The 17,445-nt window shown below is 62.2% G+C and carries 18 protein-coding genes, 1 tRNA gene and 1 pseudogene; 5 read left to right on the top strand and 15 right to left on the bottom strand.

The genetic code is table 11. From position 1 onward, the window contains the following. Positions 1-202 precede the first annotated feature (202 nt). The 9 genes and pseudogenes from BLP76_RS15550 to BLP76_RS15515 form a co-directional block, all read right to left on the bottom strand. Entirely contained in the window at positions 203-1,267 is a 1,065-nt protein-coding gene (locus BLP76_RS15550; RefSeq protein ID WP_092815353.1) for a GIY-YIG nuclease family protein, read from the bottom strand. Between the two features lie 602 nt (positions 1,268-1,869). Then, on the bottom strand, positions 1,870-3,459 hold the full coding sequence (locus BLP76_RS15545) for a site-specific integrase (RefSeq protein ID WP_092815350.1): 1,590 nt from the start codon (positions 3,457-3,459) through the stop codon (positions 1,870-1,872). Between the two features lie 33 nt (positions 3,460-3,492). Further along, a pseudogene (locus tag BLP76_RS19250) lies at positions 3,493-3,633 on the bottom strand (DUF6538 domain-containing protein); the annotation flags it as partial. A 93-nt stretch (positions 3,634-3,726) separates the two neighbouring features. Next, positions 3,727-3,803 (bottom strand) — tRNA-Met (locus tag BLP76_RS15540). A gap of 108 nt (positions 3,804-3,911) precedes the next feature. Further along, positions 3,912-4,403 (bottom strand): type II toxin-antitoxin system RatA family toxin, encoded by a 492-nt coding sequence (locus tag BLP76_RS15535; RefSeq protein ID WP_092815347.1) that lies wholly within the window; start codon positions 4,401-4,403, stop codon positions 3,912-3,914. Positions 4,404-4,457: 54 nt separating this feature from the next. Continuing rightward, positions 4,458-5,066, bottom strand: coding sequence for a NapC/NirT family cytochrome c (locus tag BLP76_RS15530; protein ID WP_092815344.1), 609 nt, complete (start codon positions 5,064-5,066; stop codon positions 4,458-4,460). 127 nt (positions 5,067-5,193) lie between these two features. Further along, positions 5,194-5,454 (bottom strand): c-type cytochrome, encoded by a 261-nt coding sequence (locus BLP76_RS15525; protein WP_092815342.1) that lies wholly within the window; start codon positions 5,452-5,454, stop codon positions 5,194-5,196. Between the two features lie 140 nt (positions 5,455-5,594). Next, positions 5,595-5,753, bottom strand: coding sequence for a DUF3309 family protein (locus BLP76_RS15520; protein ID WP_092815339.1), 159 nt, complete (start codon positions 5,751-5,753; stop codon positions 5,595-5,597). Positions 5,754-5,904: 151 nt separating this feature from the next. Then, positions 5,905-6,642, bottom strand: coding sequence for a DUF6065 family protein (locus BLP76_RS15515; protein ID WP_244514618.1), 738 nt, complete (start codon positions 6,640-6,642; stop codon positions 5,905-5,907). A gap of 168 nt (positions 6,643-6,810) precedes the next feature. Between BLP76_RS15515 and BLP76_RS15510 the strand changes: the two genes are divergently transcribed. Next, the gene (locus BLP76_RS15510) at positions 6,811-8,307 is read left to right on the top strand and encodes a CoA-acylating methylmalonate-semialdehyde dehydrogenase (RefSeq protein WP_092815333.1); all 1,497 of its coding nucleotides are present in this window, start codon (positions 6,811-6,813) and stop codon (positions 8,305-8,307) included. 99 nt (positions 8,308-8,406) lie between these two features. Here the strand turns inward: BLP76_RS15510 and BLP76_RS15505 are convergent, their stop codons facing one another. Further along, positions 8,407-9,507: an aldo/keto reductase gene (locus tag BLP76_RS15505; RefSeq protein ID WP_092815448.1), complete on the bottom strand. Its 1,101-nt coding sequence runs from the start codon at positions 9,505-9,507 to the stop codon at positions 8,407-8,409. A gap of 113 nt (positions 9,508-9,620) precedes the next feature. On the opposite strand from BLP76_RS15505, the gene BLP76_RS15500 reads away from it, so the two are divergent. Beyond that, on the top strand, positions 9,621-10,559 hold the full coding sequence (locus BLP76_RS15500; protein ID WP_092815445.1) for a LysR family transcriptional regulator: 939 nt from the start codon (positions 9,621-9,623) through the stop codon (positions 10,557-10,559). On the opposite strand, the gene BLP76_RS15495 is transcribed toward BLP76_RS15500, so the two are convergent. Next, complete coding sequence (locus BLP76_RS15495; protein WP_170130511.1) at positions 10,514-11,140, bottom strand: TetR/AcrR family transcriptional regulator; 627 nt, start codon at positions 11,138-11,140, stop codon at positions 10,514-10,516. The two genes, BLP76_RS15500 and BLP76_RS15495, sit on opposite strands and share 46 nt — an antisense overlap. 98 nt (positions 11,141-11,238) lie before the next feature. Here BLP76_RS15495 and BLP76_RS15490 point away from each other — a divergent pair, with 98 nt between their 5' ends. Continuing rightward, a complete protein-coding gene (locus tag BLP76_RS15490) occupies positions 11,239-11,715 on the top strand; it encodes a cupin domain-containing protein (protein WP_092815326.1) in 477 nt (158 codons plus the stop codon). Here BLP76_RS15490 and BLP76_RS15485 read toward each other — a convergent pair. The 4 genes from BLP76_RS15485 to BLP76_RS15470 are packed head-to-tail and all read right to left on the bottom strand — an operon-like array spanning position 11,712 to position 15,810. Then, positions 11,712-12,512 carry a proteasome-type protease gene (locus tag BLP76_RS15485; RefSeq protein WP_244514617.1) on the bottom strand — a complete coding sequence of 267 codons (801 nt, stop codon included), beginning with the start codon at positions 12,510-12,512 and terminating at the stop codon, positions 11,712-11,714. The two genes, BLP76_RS15490 and BLP76_RS15485, sit on opposite strands and share 4 nt — an antisense overlap. A gap of 29 nt (positions 12,513-12,541) precedes the next feature. Beyond that, the gene (locus BLP76_RS15480) at positions 12,542-13,345 is read right to left on the bottom strand and encodes a transglutaminase family protein (protein WP_092815323.1); all 804 of its coding nucleotides are present in this window, start codon (positions 13,343-13,345) and stop codon (positions 12,542-12,544) included. Between the two features lie 2 nt (positions 13,346-13,347). Further along, on the bottom strand, positions 13,348-14,301 hold the full coding sequence (locus BLP76_RS15475) for an alpha-E domain-containing protein (protein WP_092815320.1): 954 nt from the start codon (positions 14,299-14,301) through the stop codon (positions 13,348-13,350). 60 nt (positions 14,302-14,361) lie between these two features. Then, entirely contained in the window at positions 14,362-15,810 is a 1,449-nt protein-coding gene (locus tag BLP76_RS15470) for a circularly permuted type 2 ATP-grasp protein (RefSeq protein ID WP_420867626.1), read from the bottom strand. 240 nt (positions 15,811-16,050) lie between these two features. On the opposite strand from BLP76_RS15470, the gene BLP76_RS15465 reads away from it, so the two are divergent. Together BLP76_RS15465 and BLP76_RS15460 are read left to right on the top strand one after the other, a co-directional pair. Next, complete coding sequence (locus BLP76_RS15465) at positions 16,051-16,479, top strand: L,D-transpeptidase (protein ID WP_425284198.1); 429 nt, start codon at positions 16,051-16,053, stop codon at positions 16,477-16,479. A gap of 81 nt (positions 16,480-16,560) precedes the next feature. After that, entirely contained in the window at positions 16,561-17,319 is a 759-nt protein-coding gene (locus BLP76_RS15460; RefSeq protein WP_092815317.1) for an alpha/beta fold hydrolase, read from the top strand. Positions 17,320-17,445 lie beyond the last annotated feature (126 nt).

The following is a 17,445-nucleotide window of genomic DNA, read 5'->3' as shown; positions in this document are numbered from 1 at the left end:
CGGCCTTCGTGAATCGCACGCAGGTCTGCCGCGAGACCTTCCATACGCGCAACGTCGCGCTCCCCATTGGGCCCGAGACCATCGTGGTCGAGAATGAGCATCTGCTCTGTCCTTCAAAAGTAAGACGTGTTGATCCTGCCGGACCGACGCCGTCGGTCCGGTTTTGTTCTTCTCTTGTGGGGTTGTGTGGACGGAGCCCGGACTACTCGATGACTTCGAGCGACCGCCAGGGATGGATCGGCCTCCAGACATTGCTCGGGACGTGCGATCCGGCGAGCACGCGGGCCGCGATGGACTTCGACCAGAACGCCACCGCGGAGTTGAGCCTCTGCCGGTCTTCCACGCCGGGGATCGGGGTCAGCACGCCGCGCTTTTCCAGGATGGCCCGGCGGGTTCGGACAGAGCTCTCTTCATTGCCGTTCTCACCGAGAACGCGGACTTCGGAGCCCGGCAGCACGATGAACAGGTTGTCGCATTCAAGCCCGCGTCCGAAGAGGCCCGCATAGGTCATCTCCATCATCGGGCGCTTTGCCTGGTCCGGCGAGAGGACATCGGCTCCACCAGCCTCCGCATCGACAATGCCAAGTGCCGGATGGCGCAGCGAGGGCTCAAGCAGCGGACAGCCGAGATCCCAGAGAAGCTGCCGTTCCAGATCCACCAACGGGTCGGCGATGGCGGCAAAGACGGGCGGAAGCTCGGCCGCCTCGGGAGGGGCGCCGACGAGCTTTGCCCGGCCGGAAGCGGCGATGAGGGCCGCGTATTTTGCCTGCCGGTGCCGCGCCAGATCCTTGGAGTTCAGACCACTCCGGCTGGTGACGACGAAGACCATCTCAGCAAAGGCCTTGTCCTTGTCGCGGCGGTGGGAGCTGAGGCGCTTCATGACATCGACGGTCTCGCCGACATAGGCGAGCGTCTCAGACCCGTTGCGCCCGACAAGAATATAGGTCGCGGCCTCACCGGATTTGAGACCGAGTTCGCGCAGCGCCTCGGTGTGCCGGAACGGCGCGGAGAAGGCACAGGCCGTGCCAACGACGTTCTCAGCCGACCGCGCCGCGAGCGGACCCGACATCGCATCGAGACGCCGGATCAGCGTGCCGCTGCCGAGATCTGTGGAGCAGAAGGATGTCGGTGCAAGATCTTCAAGGCTGAGATGGAGGCTCTTCGCAGCGTGCGTGGTCTCGCAGTCTCGTTCGTTGGAGTGAGGCATCTCTTCGGAGCCGGGGGCGCGGGACGAGAGATCAGAAGTGGCAGAAATGGTGTCGGACATGGATGTCTTCCTTGAGTTCAAGAGGATGTTCGGAAGACGATCGGAGAGAGCAGCCAACAGACGGCTGGTGCCGCCGGAGGCTCCTGGGGGATTGGACAAGAGCCTGCAGTCGGACAGGGGATGATGTCCGCAGCGAGGATCGCTCGGAGCATGAGGCAGCCGCCGTCGTTCCCGGATGCGGAGAACACGCGGGGGGAAGGCATCTGCAATGTCCGAAAATCAGCTGAAGGCGCCAGCCGTCGGCCGGACGCTCTCTCGATCGTCAGATCAAAGGGAAAGCGGTGTCAGGCGCGCCGATACGTGCGACCCGGCGACGCCGAGGACAGTTCGATCGTGCGCACGGACGTGCAGGCAAGCGACAAGGGGATTTTGGAAAGAGCCCATCTCGGGCTAAGACGGCAAATAGCCATGGCAAGCACTCCTAATGCTTGGTGTGGTCAGGCCATCGGTCGCTGTTGGCGCAGCGCCGGTGGCCGCTTGATGCTCCCGTCATCGGGAACACGATCAGCTTGGCAGGACCCGCCGGGGTTGTGAGCTCAAAACCTCAAACATGGTTAACGAGCGCGGGACTTCGTTTTTTTAAGCTTGCCACGAAGGCAATCTCACTTAGCGTTAGGTGGCAGCTTCGCCCAGTTGGCCTTCTTAAGCCAAGGTTTGAGCTTGGTGAGTTCGCCCTTATCCGCACGCTGTTTCGGCGCCAGGAGGATCGGTCCCATCTTCTTAATAAGATCGTCTGCGGCCGAGGTAACGAGTTCCGTCTGCTTCGTTCCAAGCCGCGACTTCCGTCCATATCGGCCTGGCATGTCGTTCTTGTCGGTATGGCCCATGATACGATTGCGCGTGCGTGACGGTGTATTCGTCTCGTCAAGCGCCTCCGCCATCCAATGGCGCGTACTGTAAAGCGTGACGTCCGCCCGTCCGAGGTCGAGCCGCCCTTTGAGATACTGCCAGCTTTTCGTGATCGGCTGGCCCCACCGGACTTCTCCAGTCTTCTTCTGGTAGGGGGCCCACTCGGGAAAGAGTCGCACGCTTCCGACCCTCGCAAGGTCCGCCACTCGGTCCATCAGCCCGAGTTCGATGAGAAGCGGATGGATCGGAATGACGCGAGCCGATGATTCGGTCTTGAATCGGCGGGCTTCCTTTAGCGGCACGCGACCCTTCCGCGGATCGAAAGGCCGCAGGTCGAAATAATAGTGATCGCCACGTTTGACGATGTCCGACACACGCAGCTGGCCGACCTCGCCCGGGCGCATGCCTGAGAGGAACAGGATCAGATAGCCCCAGTAGAGATGATTCTGGATGAAATAGTCACCCGGCGTCCAGATCCACGTTTCGCTGTAGCAGCCGGTGAAGAGCGGCATGCGCACGATCTTGAGAAGCTCGTCGTCCTCGAAGGCGTCGCGGGGCAGGGAGGCGAGATTCTCCTTGCTTACGCAGTGAAAGATCGGTTTGGGCTTCGGAAACACGTTCGCGCTGATCGCCCAGCCGAAGAACTGGGAGAGGCTTGCATGATAGCCGTTGCGAAGGCGAGCCTCTGTCAGACGTTCAAGCCCTTTCCAGCCGCGCTCCCTGGCGTAGGCGTAGCGCGTCGCGAGCGATTTCTTCGCAGCCGGTGGAAGCCCTTTCCGGTTCGGGATGTCGGGCAGCATCCGATCGATCTCCTTGAGCTCATCCAGGGAGACGTCGGCGAGGATCGGATCCCCGAGAGTGTCGATGAGGAACTGGACGATCAGTCCGACATGGCTTCGAGCCCGGTCATCGCCCTTCGTCTCACGGCTGTGCTCCAGAAACATCTCAAGCGCTTCGGAAATCCGGACCCGTCGGAGCGAGGATGAAGACGCGGCAGACGGAGCCGGTGAGACCTCATCCCGCTTCATCGGCGGGGGAGGCGTGTCGCCTCGCGCATCCGTCCGGCCGCGCTCATAGGCTTCGGCAAGGCCGCGTTCGCGTAGCGTGGATTCGGCTCGCACGTTCTGCTGAACGAACTGCTGAAAGAGCATGAAGTAGTCGGGTGCGACCACCGCCGGATGAGCGCCTTGCGCTTCGGCCCTTCGGTTGAGGTTCTTCAGCATCTCTTCGAAGGCGTGGCGCGCGAAGAGGGCGTCTTCGTCGAGAACGGACTGGCTCAGATAGTTGCGGATTTCCCGGAGGTTCCGCGCAAAGAGGTCTCCGTAATTGATGCTGTCGTTCATCGAAAAGACCCAGGGCAGGCACTGGTGCAGTCGGCGCCGCGCGGTGCGGAAGTCACTTGTCTGCAGCGAGGTCCTCAAGAGTGTCTTACCGAGGAGGGGTGCCGCGCATTTCGCCGCACGTACCTGGAGGTAGTACCGACCGCCTCGGCGTAGCAAGTAGGAGGTGCGCCCCATGGGTTACATCTCTGCGTACATGACCGGGAGATGTATCCCAGTCGCCACGTTAAGAGAGACGCATAACCGCTTGATTTTCCGTGGAAAAAAGGCTGGTAGCGGAGGAGGGACTCGAACCCCCGACACGCGGATTATGATTCCGCTGCTCTAACCGACTGAGCTACTCCGCCGCCCGCAGGCCGCCTCGCGATGCAAGGCTAACGGACCGCGTGCGATATACGGTGGGGTTTTTTCACCGTCAAGCCGCGGCGCGCGGTTATCTCTCGGCCGCGCACAGCTTATGTGCCGCCGCCAGTGTCGCCGGCGGCGTCGCCGTTGCGGGCTTGACGGCTTCGCGCGAGCGCCCGCTCTCGGGCGCGTGCTTCAAAGGCTTCCACGGAGCGGGCATAGAGCTGGCGTACGACAGCTTCTTTGAAGCCGCCAAATCCCGCACCCACGAGGGCGAAATCGACGCGCATCGTCACCTTGGTGCGTGTCGTCTCGATCGCCTCGAAGCGCCATTCATGGCGCAGCGAACGAAACGGTTTGTCGTGTGACGTGATGAGAAGATGGTCCGGCCGCGTCAGTTCGGCGCGGCTGCGAAATGAAATCGTCAGGCCCGGCAGTCCGACGCGCTGCATGACGAGGAGCGCATCACCGTCTCGCTTCAGGATGCGCGCCTCCAGAAAGCCCGGAAGGAATTCCGGATAGCTCTCGACATCTGAGACGAGGTCGAAGACCTCTTCCTGGGGCAGCGCAACGAAACGCGTCGTCTCAAGGTGTCGGGACATCTGGCCTCAAAAAGCTGCGTGGCCGACGCCATTGAAGACGGCGGCCACGTCGCATCACTTCTCAGAGCCAAGCACGTCGGTGAGCCCGTCTGCAAGATCGGCCATCTCGTTGGCCGGCCGATGTGAGGCCTCTGCGGATGTCTGATCGCCGACGGGGCCGTGCCCGATCCCCTTGTGGCAGGAGATGCAGGTGAGGTTAGCGGCTTGCGCCTGCGGATGGGCGAATTGTGCCGCCTGGCTCTGTTTCTCGAGCGCCATGGCGGCTTCGTCATGGCAGGTGCGGCAGGTCTCCGAATCGGTGCGTTCCAGATAGGCCCAGACCTGTTCCGACATCTCTTCGCGCCTGGCGTCATACTCCTCGCGCGTCGACAGTTTGCCGGTGAAGTGTCCCCACACGTCCTTGGCGCCGGCCGTCGCCTTGCCCCAAAGGTAGTCGGTCCACGGATGGCTATCGACATGGCACGTGATGCAGGGCGCGCGAACGCCGGAGGCGTTTTTGTAGTGCGCCTGCTGCGTGTAGGTCTCCTGCGGCCACGACATTTCGTGACAGGCCAGGCAAAATTCGTTGGTGCCGGTCTTCTCGACCACCGTGGTGGTCGCGCCTGCAACGGCCAGGCCGATAACGCCGCCAACCGCCACGAGGCCGAGTGCTGCCCATTTCATAAAAATCCCCCATTGCCCGATCGGCGCGCCCGCATGGACGCGCCTTCGTTGTCGGACAAAAGAGACTTAAGCGGCGGGGCGGGGAGGAAGAAGTGCGGCGCGCGGTCGCCCGCGGTTTGGCTGCCGCCTATTTCTCCTGCACGTAGCTGTGCATCGCCTCGATCTGAGGCTCGCTCAGACCTTCCACGGCCCCGCCGAGCTTGGGATGGGTGGCGATCTTTTCTTGAAATTGCTCGAGGTCGAGCTCCGCCATGGCGGCCTTGTTGGGCGCCAGCGTACCGTGGCAGGTGGCGCATTTGGTCGTGAAGACGGAGGCGGCGTCAAAATCCTGGCTGTGTGCGGAACCTGTGACCGCCCCGAAAGCCACCATCGCCAGGCTGAACAACATCGCTCTTCTCATCATCGTCTCCAAAGAGGTCCACATCAAAGAGGCGGCGGCCGTGAAAGGCCGCCGCCCTCTCGCTCTTGATATGGAAGACCCTGCCGCGCCCATCAAGCGAGGCGATGGTGCGACCGATCTACGCCGGCTCAGACATAGCCCAGCAAGAGCATGATGATGAGGATGACCAGGATGACGCCGACGATCCCGGAGGGTCCGTAGCCCCAGCCGCGACTATAGGGCCAGGTCGGCACTGCGCCGAGGAGGATCAAGATCAAGATGATAAGAAGAATTGTTCCGACCGACATGGAGAACCTTCGTTTTGTCCGGCGCCCCCGTTGGGCCGGCTCTTTTGTAGCAAGAAACGCCGGCGGGATCGTTGCGGTTCCAGGCGCTTTCGGCGTGAAGACTGCCTGAAGGTCTCGGTTCGGCTTCGTGCGGGCGAAGATTCGGATGGGCTCAGTCGTCGGTTTTCTTCGTTTTGCGTAAGACGACCTTGGTGCGATGCGGCGGCGACAGCGCCTCGTTCGGTCCCTTCAAGTAGTCGCGCTGCCATTTCTGGCGCGCCGCTTCAGAATCGGGCGAGGCGAGCTCTTCGTTGAAGCTTCGTCGTCCTTCCGCCCATTCATGATAGGCGTCCGCAAGCTCTGGATCATCGCCGAGTGCCCGACGACGGGCTTCGAAGGTCTCGATCTCGCCCCGACGGATCGGGAAGAAGGCGCAGAACGGCTCGTCCTTTTCAAAGGTGACGCTCGCGCCGGGGCGGGTGAAGCGCCAGTTCATGGTGAAGGTGGCTGTCGCCCAATCCGTCTCCACCACGCCGTTGAGAGCCTGGATGTCGGCCTTGATGAGATTGGGAGGTCCCATAACCCAGAGATCATATCCCGGCGGTGTGCGGATCAGCGCCGGCACCGTAAATGTCAGGATGCCATGGCCGAAATGGCTCATCGCGGCATGCCGGTGCACTTCTCGGTGGGTGATATCGATCGCCTCCAGCCCATCGGTGCCGTCCCACCGGGCGGTGAACTTCGCAGGGTTCAGGATTTCCCAGCAATGCGCGTTGGCGATGGCGAGAGGCAGACAGCGATAGGCGAAGCGATGGCTCGTCTGATCCATCCACCGTCGCTCGCGCGCGGCAGGACGGATCACGATATCGCTGCCGTCGATCATGTAGAAATCGAGATAGTTCGTGCTCATCGAACCCCGCATGCGCACCGACCATAGGTCCACAACAGGTGGATTGTCATCGCCACACGGCAAGAGTGAGCTGCCCGGGGTTGTTTTTCTCGTCCTCTGCGGCGATCACTCGCTCAAGGCTCCCGGATGTCTGTGAGAGGATCGAAGGAGCGCGACAAGGAGAACTGAATGCGCGAAATCGGACATTTCATCGGCGGTCGCAACGTGGCCGGCAAGAGCGGGCGCACGGCCGACGTGTTCTTGCCGATGACCGGCGAGGTGCAGGCGAAAGTGGCGCTCGCCTCCCGCGCGGAGATGCGTGAGGCTGTGGAGAACGCCAAGGCGGCGCAGCCTGGCTGGGCGGCACAGAACCCGCAGAAGCGCGCCCGCGTTTTGATGAAGTTTCTCGAACTCGTACATCAGGAATACGACAGTCTCGCCGAGCTCCTGGCACGTGAGCATGGCAAGACCGTTCCGGATGCGCGCGGCGACATTCAGCGCGGCCTCGAAGTGGCGGAGTTCGCCTGCGGCATCCCGCATTTGATGAAGGGTGAATTCTCTGAGAATGCCGGGCCGGGCATCGACATGTATTCTATGCGCCAGCCTCTCGGCGTCGTCGCCGGCATCACGCCGTTCAATTTTCCGGCCATGATCCCGATGTGGAAATTCGCGCCGGCGATCGCCTGCGGCAACGCCTTCATCCTGAAGCCATCCGAGCGCGATCCGGGCGTGCCCATGCGCCTTGCCGAACTCATGATCGAAGCGGGTCTGCCGGCTGGAATTCTCAACGTCGTCAACGGTGACAAGGAAGCCGTTGATTCAATTCTTGAGGATCCGGACATCAAGGCGATCGGTTTCGTCGGCTCGTCTGCGATCGCCGAGTACATCTATGGGAAGGGCTGCGCGGCCGGAAAGCGCGTGCAGTGTTTCGGCGGCGCCAAGAACCACATGATCGTCATGCCGGACGCCGATATGGACCGTGCGGTCGACGCCTTGATCGGTGCCGGTTATGGCTCTGCCGGTGAGCGTTGCATGGCGATTTCCGTGGCCGTTCCCGTCGGCGAAGAGACAGCCGACCGGCTCATGGAGAAACTCATTCCGCGCGTGGAGAGCCTGAAGATCGGCCCCTCGACCGATCCGGACGCTGATTTTGGCCCGCTCGTCACGGCCGAGGCGGTGAAGAAGGTGCGCGGCTATGTCGATCTCGGTGTCGAAGAGGGCGCCGATCTCGTCGTCGACGGCCGCGGCTTCACTATGCAGGGCTACGAGAACGGCTTCTATATGGGTGGTTGCCTGTTCGACCGGGTCACGCCGGACATGCGTATCTACAAGGAGGAGATCTTCGGGCCTGTCCTCTCCGTCGTTCGCGCCAAGGATTATCAGGAAGCGCTCGACCTGCCGACGAAGCATGAATACGGCAACGGCGTCGCGATCTTTACACGCGACGGCGATGCCGCCCGCGATTTCGCCTCCAAGGTGGAAGTCGGCATGGTCGGCATCAACGTGCCGATCCCGGTGCCGCTGGCCTATCACACCTTCGGTGGCTGGAAGCGCTCAGGCTATGGCGATCTCAACCAGCATGGCCCCGATTCCATTCGTTTTTACACGAAGACGAAGACGGTGACCTCGCGCTGGCCGTCCGGCATCAAGGATGGTGCCGAATTCATCATGCCGACCATGCGGTAGGAAACGGATCGCCGTATGATACCGCTGCCGCTTTGGCGGCGCAGAATGGCCGGCTCTGGGGCCGGCCATGCCTGTTGAGCCGGCCAATACCGGTCCCGCTCAGCCAAAGCCTGCAAAGGCACCTTTGATGACCATCGGCGGAGCGTATCCCGCCGGCTTGTCGCCGACCGTCGTTCCGCCTGTGATGCCGCCCTGCAGCTCAGCCCCGAAGAAAGTGTAGGGGAAGGGGGTGGTAGGCTGGCTCGCCTCGTCAAGACGTGCCCGAAGTTCTGGCGGAATCGTGAAGTCGAGAGCGCCGAGCGTCTCGGCGAGCTGCGTGCGCCGGGTCGCGCCGAGGATGACGGAGGCGACGCCGGGCTGCGTCGCCACCCAGTTGATGGCGATCTGCGCCATCGAACGGCCGAGTTCGTTGGCGACGGTTTCGAGGGCGGAGACGATCGAGAAATTCCGTTCGGTGAGCTTCTGAAACCCGGGATTGGACGATCCCTTCAAGGTCTCAAGCCGTCCCGCAATCTGTTCCCCCGTCCGATATTTGCCGGAAAGAAGCCCCGACGCGAGCGGGCTCCACGCCATGATGCCGGCGCCCGTCGCAAGGCCGAAGGGCACGAATTCGTGCTCGATATTGCGTTCAGCCAGCGAGTATTCAAGCTGGAGGGCGCAGACGGGCTCAAAGCCTCTCAGTTCGGCAATGGCTTGCGCACGCCCTGCATACCAGGCCGGCACGTCGGAGAGACCGATGTGCCGGACTTTGCCCGCCGCGACGAGATCATCGAGCGTGCGCAGCACTTCTTCGGCTGGCGTCAGTCTGTCCCAGGTATGCAGAAGGTAGAGATCGACATAGTCGGTTTTGAGCCGTTTCAGAGAGCCTTCGAGGGCCCGCAGGATATTCTTGCGACCGTTGCCGCCCGTATTCGGATTGCCGGGTTCGGCATTGTAGCTGAATTTCGTGGCGATCACCGCGCGATCGCGAAGACCGCGTTCGGCGATGAATGCGCCGAGCCATTCCTCACTCGTTCCCCCCGTATAGAGATCGGCCGTATCGAAGAAATTGCCGCCAGCTTCCAGATACGCCTCGAGGAGGGAGTGTGCCGTCTCGCGGTCCGCGCCCCAGCCCCATTCCGTCCCGAAGGTCATGGTGCCGAGGGCGAGGCGGCTCACTCTGAGGCCGCTTCGTCCGAGCGTGTAATAATCCATCGTCATCATCCCCTCCATTCGACACCGGGCGCCCTGTCTGAACAGGAAGAAGCATGAGCGATCAGGCTTTATGCGATAAGATCGTTCTTCTCACATGGACTGTGCGATCGGGTGCAGCAATGGAGCGTGATCTCCTCAGCCACCTGTTCGTCGTGGCGGCCGTCGCGAGGCGAAAAGGCTTCGCTGCAGCTGCCGGCGAACTCGGCATGAGCCCTTCGGCAGTCAGCCATGCCGTGCGGGTTGTGGAGGAGAGGCTCGGCCAGGCGATCTTCGCACGCACGACGAGGAGCGTCGCTCTGACCGAAGCGGGTGAAGCTTTTCTTGCCGGCATCTCCCCGGTGCTTGCCGATATTGCCGAGGAAATCGAGCGCCTGCAGGCTGCGAAAGGGCGAGCGGGCGGCGTCTTGCGGCTCAACGCGCCGCGGCTCGCCCTGCCGCTGGCGCTCACCCGTATCCTGAAGGAGATGGTCGAGCTGCACCCGGACGTGACGGTCGACATCACCGTCGATGAGGGGCTTGCCGATATCGTCGGCGAGGGTTTCGATGCAGGGGTTCGTCTCGGCGAGATGATTGCGCGCGATATGGTGGCCGTCCGCCTTACTCCGCCTTTCAAGGCGATTCTGGTAGCCTCGCCGCATTATCTCGCACGCCGCGGCCGACCCGAGCGGATTGCCGATCTTGCCTCTCATCACTGCATTGGATTTCGGCGGATCCGCTCGCGGGCGCTCTATCGCTGGGAGCTTTCTGAGAACGGCAAGGACGTGGCGGTGGAGACACGCGGCCCGCTCGTTGTGAGCGATGCGATGAGTGCTCTCGATCTGGCAAGGGAGGGGCTTGGCATCGCTTACCTTTTCGAGCCGCTGGTGTGCGCCGATATTGCGGAAGGGCGGCTTGAGCAGCTCCTCTCGCAAACCGCAATCGAGGAGCCCGGTCTTTTTCTCTATTTTCCGAGCCGCGCTTCGCTCTCGCCCAAGCTGCGTGCTTTCATCGATACGGCCCGACGCGTCCAGCGTCAGGCGCCAGATGATGTGTCGTCGGTTTCTGCATCGAGGCCGTAGCGCGCGAGCAGCGCCTCGACGATCGCGGTGGTGGCGCGGTCGGCGTCCTCGTTGTTGAGCGCGCAGGCGTCTTTGAGAGCAACCCCGGCCTCGATCCCCGACACCGCCGAAAGGGCGTTGACGAGCGTTCTGAAGCTCGCCTTGCCGAGTTTCGTGCGTGCCGGTTCCAGGGCGACCTCCAACATAGCGACGCGACGGCCGCCGCGCAGCGCACGCGCCTTTGCCGCCCCCTCGTTGACCGAAGCATCGAGGGTCCGTGCGAGAAAAAGCCGGAATTGCGGCTCGGCAGTCCGGGTCAGATCGATGAGATGTCGGTGCACGCGCATCACCCGTTCTCTCACTGTCGACGCGCCCGCGATGACATCTTCAGCGGGAAGCACCTGGAGATCGAGAACGCTTTCGAGCGTGAGGATGTCGGCGTTTGAAAAGTACCGATAGGCGGTGGCGCGCGAGATCCCGGCTTCGTCGGCGGCGGCGGGGACCGTCACCGTCTCTCCGCGCTCCACCAGCCGACGCGCCGCTTCCAACAGGTCGCGCCGTGTGCGCGCCTTTTGCTTCAGCCTTCCACCTTCAGTCTGCATGATATCCGAATTTTGTTGAGATGAGTGTCTCATTAAGATAATAATATCTCACTCATGAAGCAAGGGCAGGTGGCGGCAAGCCGCGGAAAGGGCATGCTATGTCGACGGCGACGGATACGTATCACCTCTTCGGCAACCTCGTACGTTTTCTGGCGCGAAGCCCTGAAACGGGCGGAGCTTATTGTCTGGTGGAGACTTTGAGCGCACCTGGCGCCGGAGCTCCTCCCAACCGTCATCCCGGCGACGACGAAGCCTTTTACGTGGTCGAGGGAACGTTCGAGTTCATGCTGGACGGCAAGACGTTCACAGCCGGCGCCGGCGATTTCGTAAAGGTCCCGACAGGAGCGGCCCACGCTTTCAAGAATGTCGGAAAGGAACCAGCCCGCCTTCTGGTGATCAACACGCCGGGTCTCGTTCATGAGGGATTCTACACGCAGGCGGGTGAAGCCGTGCCGTCACGGACGTGCGAATTTCCGCCTCTTCGAGCCCCCGATATTCCGGCTCTCAAGGCGATTGCCGAGCGCAACGGGATGGAGATCCTCTTGCCGGACGGCCCGCAAGGCGAGGCCGCCTAAGCCTCTTCCTTGGCCGACGGCTTCGATGGCACGAGGCTGATCGGAGGCGGCCCGCCTGCATCGAGAGCTTCGTATTCGTCGATGCGGGCGAAAGCGTCGCGCAGCGCCTCCGACCAGGCATGCGAAAGCTTTCGGAAATAGGGATCTTCCGCCTCGATGCGGCGTTGCTCGCCGATCGTCAGCGTATCCTTGCGGTAGATGAGAAGGTCGATCGGCAGCCCGACGGACAGGTTCGAGCGCAAGGTGGAATCGAAGGAGATGAGAACGAGTTTGGCCGCTTCGCCCATGCGCATCGGTGCCACCGTGACGCGGTCGAGGATCGGCTTGCCGTATTTGTGCTCGCCGATTTGGAAATAGGGCGTGTCCTTCGTCGCTTCGATGAAATTGCCTTCCTGATAGATCAGGAAGAGGCGGTGAATGTCTCCCTCGATCTGACCGCCGAAGATGAAGGAAGCGGAGAAGAGGCCCGGATTCTCTTTGGCGGCTTCGTCCTGGTCGACAAGGGCCTCGCGCACCGTCTGCCCGACGAGGCGCGCCGCCTGGAACATCGTCTCCACCGTCATCAGCGATGGCTCGCTGCCATCGGCGGCGACATGCAGTCTCTCATTGAGGAGCGAGACGACGGATTGTGTCACCGACAGGTTGCCGGCCGACAAGAGCACGAGCAGCCGCTCGCCCTTCCGCTCCCAGATATGCATTTTCTTGAAGACGGAGACATTGTCGACGCCGGCATTTGTGCGCGTGTCGGAGGCGAAGACGATCCCTCGGTCGAGGCGCAGGCCCACGCAATACGTCATTTCCGCTTCTCCGGGGCAGCCCGCGCTCGCTATTGCTGCTGCTGTTCGACGACGACGTCCACGGACAGAATTTCTTCGCCCGCCTGTCGATGTAAGCCGACTATAGGCGCGGCGGCACGCGCGTCGAGGCCGCAGGCGAGACGAACATAATTTTCCGTTGGGCAGACGCCATTGGCAACGTCGAAGCCGACCCAGCCGAGTTCGGGCACGAAGGCCTCCGCCCAGGCATGGTGCGCGACCGCGGGAGCCTCGTCTTCGAGCCGGAGATAGCCGGTGACGTAACGCGCCGGCACCTCCAGAGAGCGGGCGGCCGCGCAGAAGATATGGGTGAAGTCCTGGCAGACGCCGAAGCCCGCGGCGAACGCGTCCGCCGCACTGGTTCCGGAATGGCTCGCATCAGTATCGAAACTCATATGATCACCGATCACCGACATCAGGCTGTGCAACAGCGAGAGGCGGTCGTTGCCTCTGGCGTTGCGCGCTATCTTGCGGATCGCGGGTGAGGCCTCTGTACTGGCCGTGCTGCGCAGAAAAGACGCCGGATTGGCGGCTTCAGGCGGACGTCCCGTAACCCCGCCGGTATCCTTCGTCACCACCACGCCTTCGGCGATGATCGATAGCGTTTCGAGCGGCTGGTTCTGCGTCACGAGATGCGTGATGTTGCCGAAGCCGTCGGTATAACTTGCCGCCTCGTCGATGCCGGGAGCCTCGATGCGCCATTCTTCAACGCTCTGAGCGGCATTCGCGCGGGCTGTGAGGCGCAGCCGCTGGATGGCGTAGCGCCCGGCGCTCGCATAGTCATAATTGGTGACGTGCCGGATCTTGAGCCGCATGGTCAGGCCGCCTGCGCGAAGCAGTAATCGACTGCGAGGTCTCGGGTGACGCGATTGTTGCGATCGATGAAATCCGTCAGAAACTCGTGCAGGCCGGACTGGAAAATATCGTCCATCTGGCTGCTTTTCAGGAGCCGATGCGTGCTGCGAATAAGCTCCGCCGCTCTCAACTCAGGATGTTGGCGTTCAATCAGCCCGTCGATCGTGACGTTGAGCCAGTCATAGCAGAAACGCAGGGATCGCGGCATTTCCGGTCGCAGGATCAGAAACTCGGCGACCCGCCAGGGGCGGTAATCTTCGTGAAAGACGTGCCGGTAGGAGCGCTGCGCCGAAACGGCTCTGAGGATCGTTTCCCATTGATAGGTGTCGATTGCGCCCCCCACGGCCTGATGGTCCGGCAATAAGAGGTAGTACTTCACGTCGACGATGCGCGCCGTATTGTCGGCGCGCTCCATGAAGGCGCCGAGCTGGCTGAAATAGTAACCCTCGTCGCGCAGGACCGTGCCGAGGAGTGCGCCACGAAACTGCGCCGTGCGGTGGCGGACCCAGTCGAGAAAATCCGGCAGCCGGGCATTCGTCATGGATTGGGGAGATACCGCCTGCAGGGCGATCCACGTATCGTTCAAGGATTCCCACATGTCGCGGGTGAGTTTGGTGCGCACGATGCGGGCATTGTTGCGCGCCGACGTGAGGCACGACGTGACCGAAGAGGCGTTGCGCTCGTCGAACAGCAGGAAGTTGATCGCGGTCTCGCCCGTGATCTCGTCATGGACGGAGAGATAGCTTTCAAGCACGCCCGCACTCTTGAGCGTCGAGAGCCATTCTTCCTTGTGTCCACCACCGACTTTCGGGGTGAGCGAGATACGGAAACCCGCTTCGCAGAGGCGCGAGATGTTCTCCGCCCGCTCGATATAGCGAGACATCCAGAAGAGGCTCGATGCGACCCGGCTCAGCATGACGACAGATCTTTCATGCTTTGCCCTCGGACGCTTTCCGTGCACCTGCCAAGGGTTCTCTCATTCATCGGTCAGCACCCAAGTGTCCTTGGTGCCGCCGCCCTGGGAGGAATTGACGACGAGCGAGCCCTTCTTGAGGGCGACGCGCGTCAGCCCACCCGCGACGATGCGCACGCGGTCGCTGACAAGGCTGAAAGGTCTGAGATCGACGTGGCGGGGCGCGACGCCCGATTTTGTGAAGGCCGGGCAGGCGGATAAAGCGAGCGTCGGCTGCGCAATGTAGTTCGAGGGCCGTGCCTTCAAAATCCGGCGGAACGTCTCGATCTGCTTCTTCGAAGACGTCGGTCCCACGAGCATGCCGTAGCCGCCAGACCCGTGAACCTCTTTCACGACCAGTTCCGGGAGATGGTCGAGGACATAGGAGAGGGCTTCCGGCTCAGCGCAACGCCAGGTCGGGACGTTCTGCAGGATGGGTTTCTGGCCCGTATAGAACTCGACGATCTCCGGCACCCAGGAATAGACGGCCTTATCGTCGGCGATGCCGGTGCCTGGCGCATTGACGATGGTGACGGCGCCCGCCCGGTAGAGATCCATGAGCCCTGGCACGCCCAGAATGGAATCCGGCCGGAAGGTGAGGGGATCGAGGAATTCGTCGTCGATGCGCCGGTAGACGACATGCACCTGCATCGGCCCTCGCGTCGTGCGCATGTAGAGCGCCCCGCCGGAGACGAAGAGATCCTGTCCTTCGACGAGCTCGACACCCATCTGGTCGGCGAGGAAGGAATGCTCGAAATAAGCCGAGTTGTGGATTCCCGGCGTCAACACCACGATCGTTGTTTCTTCCGGCGCGACCGGTGACACGGCTTCAAGCGTCTGGCGCAGAAGCTCCGGATAATGCTGCACCGGGGCCACGCAATGGCGGGCAAAAAGCTCCGGGAAGAGGTGCAGCATCGCCTCCCGGTTCTCCAACATGTAGGAGACGCCGGAGGGTGTGCGCAGATTGTCCTCCAGGACGAAGAAATCTTGTGGCCCCGTGCGCACGATATCGGTGCCGACGATGTGGCTGAAGACGCCGAGCGGCGGCCGATGCCCGATCATTTCCGGCAGAAACGCGTCGTTGCGCAGGACGATATCGGCCGGAATGCGCCCGGCGCGGATAATCTCCTGGCGGTTGTAGATATCGAGGAGGAAGGCGTTGAGAGCTCGCACCCGTTGCTCGATGCCGCGTTCGAGAAGGCGCCATTCGGCCGCCGATATGATGCGGGGGATGAGGTCGAACGGGATCAGGCGTTCCAGCGTGTCGGTGGAACCATAGACCGCGAAGGTGATGCCGAGACGTCGGAAGATCGATTCCGCCTCGGCCCGCTTGCGCCTCAACTCGCGAGATGGCTGTTGCTCGAGCCATTCGGAGAGAGTCACGTAATGGCCCCGCGGCGCCCCTTCGGGCCCGATCATTTCATTGAAGATGATCTCACGCGCTATGCCGCGCTGGCCGACTGTCTGTTCCATGTTGTGGAACGACGCTAGCCAATGCGTCGCCACTCGTCACGCATAAAAAGCGCGCACACTTTGCCGAGAAGTGAGCTCTGCGACCTCAGCGTGTCTCGCTCTGGCCCGCCCGGTCCTTCTTTGTACTCGCTTAACGGTAGAGGGATTTGGCTGCCCTCAGCGCTTTGTATGGATTAGAAATTGTGTCTAGACTGAGGCGAAGTGCGGCAAAGTTGTGGTGTGGCCGCCGTCTTGGAGGGCATGATGCGCTTTGCCGCTCTGATGATTGTGTTTCTTCTGGCCCTTCCCGTCACGGCGGGGGTGGCGGCAGCGGGAGTAACCGCTCGCATCGATCTCTCTGCACAAAAGATGCGCGTCTATAGCAACGGGCGGCTCGCATATACTTGGGCCGTTTCGACCGCACGGAAGGGCTATCGCACACCCACCGGGACATACCGGCCGCAGCGGATGCATAGGATGTGGTATTCGCGAAAATACGATATGTCGCCGATGCCGTATTCGATCTTCTTTCGCGGCGGCTACGCGATCCACGGAACCAATTCCGTACGCAGCCTCGGGCGCCCCGCCTCGCATGGCTGCGTGCGCCTGCATCCGGCGAATGCCCGCAAGCTCTACAATCTCGTCAAGCACAGCGGCGCAAAGAACACCCGCATCATCATCGATTGGTGAGGCTCTTCCTCGCAACGCGCCTTCCGAGCTTTGCGGAAAAGCGGTAAGCCGTTTGCAAGAAAAAGGGGAGGGGCCGGAGAGATGTCGTCCTTGTTCGTGCGACGGGTTGGAAAGAACGATGGGATTCCCGTCGTTCTCTTGCATGGTTTTGGCGGCTCGCACCGGACGTGGGATGACGTCTGTGCCGAATTGGGACGTGAGAGAGCGATCCTTCTTTACGACCTTCCAGGCCATGCGGCGTCGCTTGGCTATCCTGAGCTCGGCCATGCCGTGACTGCGGCCCGCGCCGTGCGGGCGGACCTGGCCGAACGCGCGCCAGACGGCTTCCATCTCGTCGGCCATTCGATGGGGGGTGCGGCGGCTGCGCTCATCGCGCTGAAGGAGCCGGAAAAGACGCGGTCCTTGACGCTTCTTGCTCCGGGCGGATTTGGTCCGGCGGTGAACCACCGTGCTTTGACCCATTATGCGGCGGCCCGCGGCCCTGAGGAGATGCGCCGGGTGCTGGAGGAATTCGTCGGCTTTCGTGCCGAGCTGCCCGAAGACTTGATCCTCGGGCTCGCAGCCGAGCGCGAGGCACCAGGCGCGGGCGAGGCGCTTACGGCGATTTCCGAGACGTTGCACGCGGGCGGAGCCCAGAAGACGCTGCCGCTTGAGGCGATCGCCGCTCTTCCTTGCCCTCTGAAGCTCTTGTGGGGAGAACAAGATCGGATTTTGCCCGCGTCACAGGCGCGCGGGCTGCCGGGAGTGATCGGCGTGCACCTCTTTGCGGATTCCGGACACATGCTCCCGTGGGAAATTCCGTCTGCTGCGTCGAGACTTATCTCGGAGAACAGCCGCTAGCGCGGGGCAGACGGGCTGCTTAGTTGGTGAAGCGTTCGAGCCCATGAGGCTGAGCCTCCGCGTCGCAATTGTGCCTTTTGGCGGCTAAAAAGTGGCCAAAACCCCGGAACGGGGCGGGACAGAGCG

Origin of the sequence: Afifella marina DSM 2698 (genome assembly GCF_900102695.1) — a bacterium.
In the GTDB taxonomy this organism is placed as follows: domain Bacteria; phylum Pseudomonadota; class Alphaproteobacteria; order Rhizobiales; family Afifellaceae; genus Afifella; species Afifella marina.
Note: the sequence above shows the minus strand (reverse complement) of the source record. Positions and strands in the feature narration are given on the sequence as shown.

Excerpts from the sequence above, each read along its gene's own strand:
- BLP76_RS15460 (WP_092815317.1), top strand. The coding sequence starts at position 16,561 with ATGTCGTCCTTGTTCGTGCGACGGGTTGGAAAGAACGATGGGATTCCC.
- BLP76_RS15515 (WP_244514618.1), bottom strand. The coding sequence starts at position 6,642 with ATGAGCACGAACTATCTCGATTTCTACATGATCGACGGCAGCGATATC.
- BLP76_RS15470 (WP_420867626.1), bottom strand. The coding sequence starts at position 15,810 with ATGGAACAGACAGTCGGCCAGCGCGGCATAGCGCGTGAGATCATCTTC.
- BLP76_RS15510 (WP_092815333.1), top strand. The coding sequence starts at position 6,811 with ATGCGCGAAATCGGACATTTCATCGGCGGTCGCAACGTGGCCGGCAAG.
- BLP76_RS15525 (WP_092815342.1), bottom strand. The coding sequence starts at position 5,454 with ATGTTGTTCAGCCTGGCGATGGTGGCTTTCGGGGCGGTCACAGGTTCC.
- BLP76_RS15475 (WP_092815320.1), bottom strand. The coding sequence starts at position 14,301 with ATGCTGAGCCGGGTCGCATCGAGCCTCTTCTGGATGTCTCGCTATATC.
- BLP76_RS15550 (WP_092815353.1), bottom strand. The coding sequence starts at position 1,267 with ATGTCCGACACCATTTCTGCCACTTCTGATCTCTCGTCCCGCGCCCCC.
- BLP76_RS15495 (WP_170130511.1), bottom strand. The coding sequence starts at position 11,140 with ATGCAGACTGAAGGTGGAAGGCTGAAGCAAAAGGCGCGCACACGGCGC.
- BLP76_RS15545 (WP_092815350.1), bottom strand. The coding sequence starts at position 3,459 with ATGAACGACAGCATCAATTACGGAGACCTCTTTGCGCGGAACCTCCGG.
- BLP76_RS15530 (WP_092815344.1), bottom strand. The coding sequence starts at position 5,066 with ATGAAATGGGCAGCACTCGGCCTCGTGGCGGTTGGCGGCGTTATCGGC.
- BLP76_RS15520 (WP_092815339.1), bottom strand. The coding sequence starts at position 5,753 with ATGTCGGTCGGAACAATTCTTCTTATCATCTTGATCTTGATCCTCCTC.
- BLP76_RS15505 (WP_092815448.1), bottom strand. The coding sequence starts at position 9,507 with ATGACGATGGATTATTACACGCTCGGACGAAGCGGCCTCAGAGTGAGC.
- BLP76_RS15480 (WP_092815323.1), bottom strand. The coding sequence starts at position 13,345 with ATGCGGCTCAAGATCCGGCACGTCACCAATTATGACTATGCGAGCGCC.
- BLP76_RS15465 (WP_425284198.1), top strand. The coding sequence starts at position 16,051 with ATGATGCGCTTTGCCGCTCTGATGATTGTGTTTCTTCTGGCCCTTCCC.
- BLP76_RS15535 (WP_092815347.1), bottom strand. The coding sequence starts at position 4,403 with ATGTCCCGACACCTTGAGACGACGCGTTTCGTTGCGCTGCCCCAGGAA.
- BLP76_RS15500 (WP_092815445.1), top strand. The coding sequence starts at position 9,621 with ATGGAGCGTGATCTCCTCAGCCACCTGTTCGTCGTGGCGGCCGTCGCG.
- BLP76_RS15490 (WP_092815326.1), top strand. The coding sequence starts at position 11,239 with ATGTCGACGGCGACGGATACGTATCACCTCTTCGGCAACCTCGTACGT.
- BLP76_RS15485 (WP_244514617.1), bottom strand. The coding sequence starts at position 12,512 with ATGACGTATTGCGTGGGCCTGCGCCTCGACCGAGGGATCGTCTTCGCC.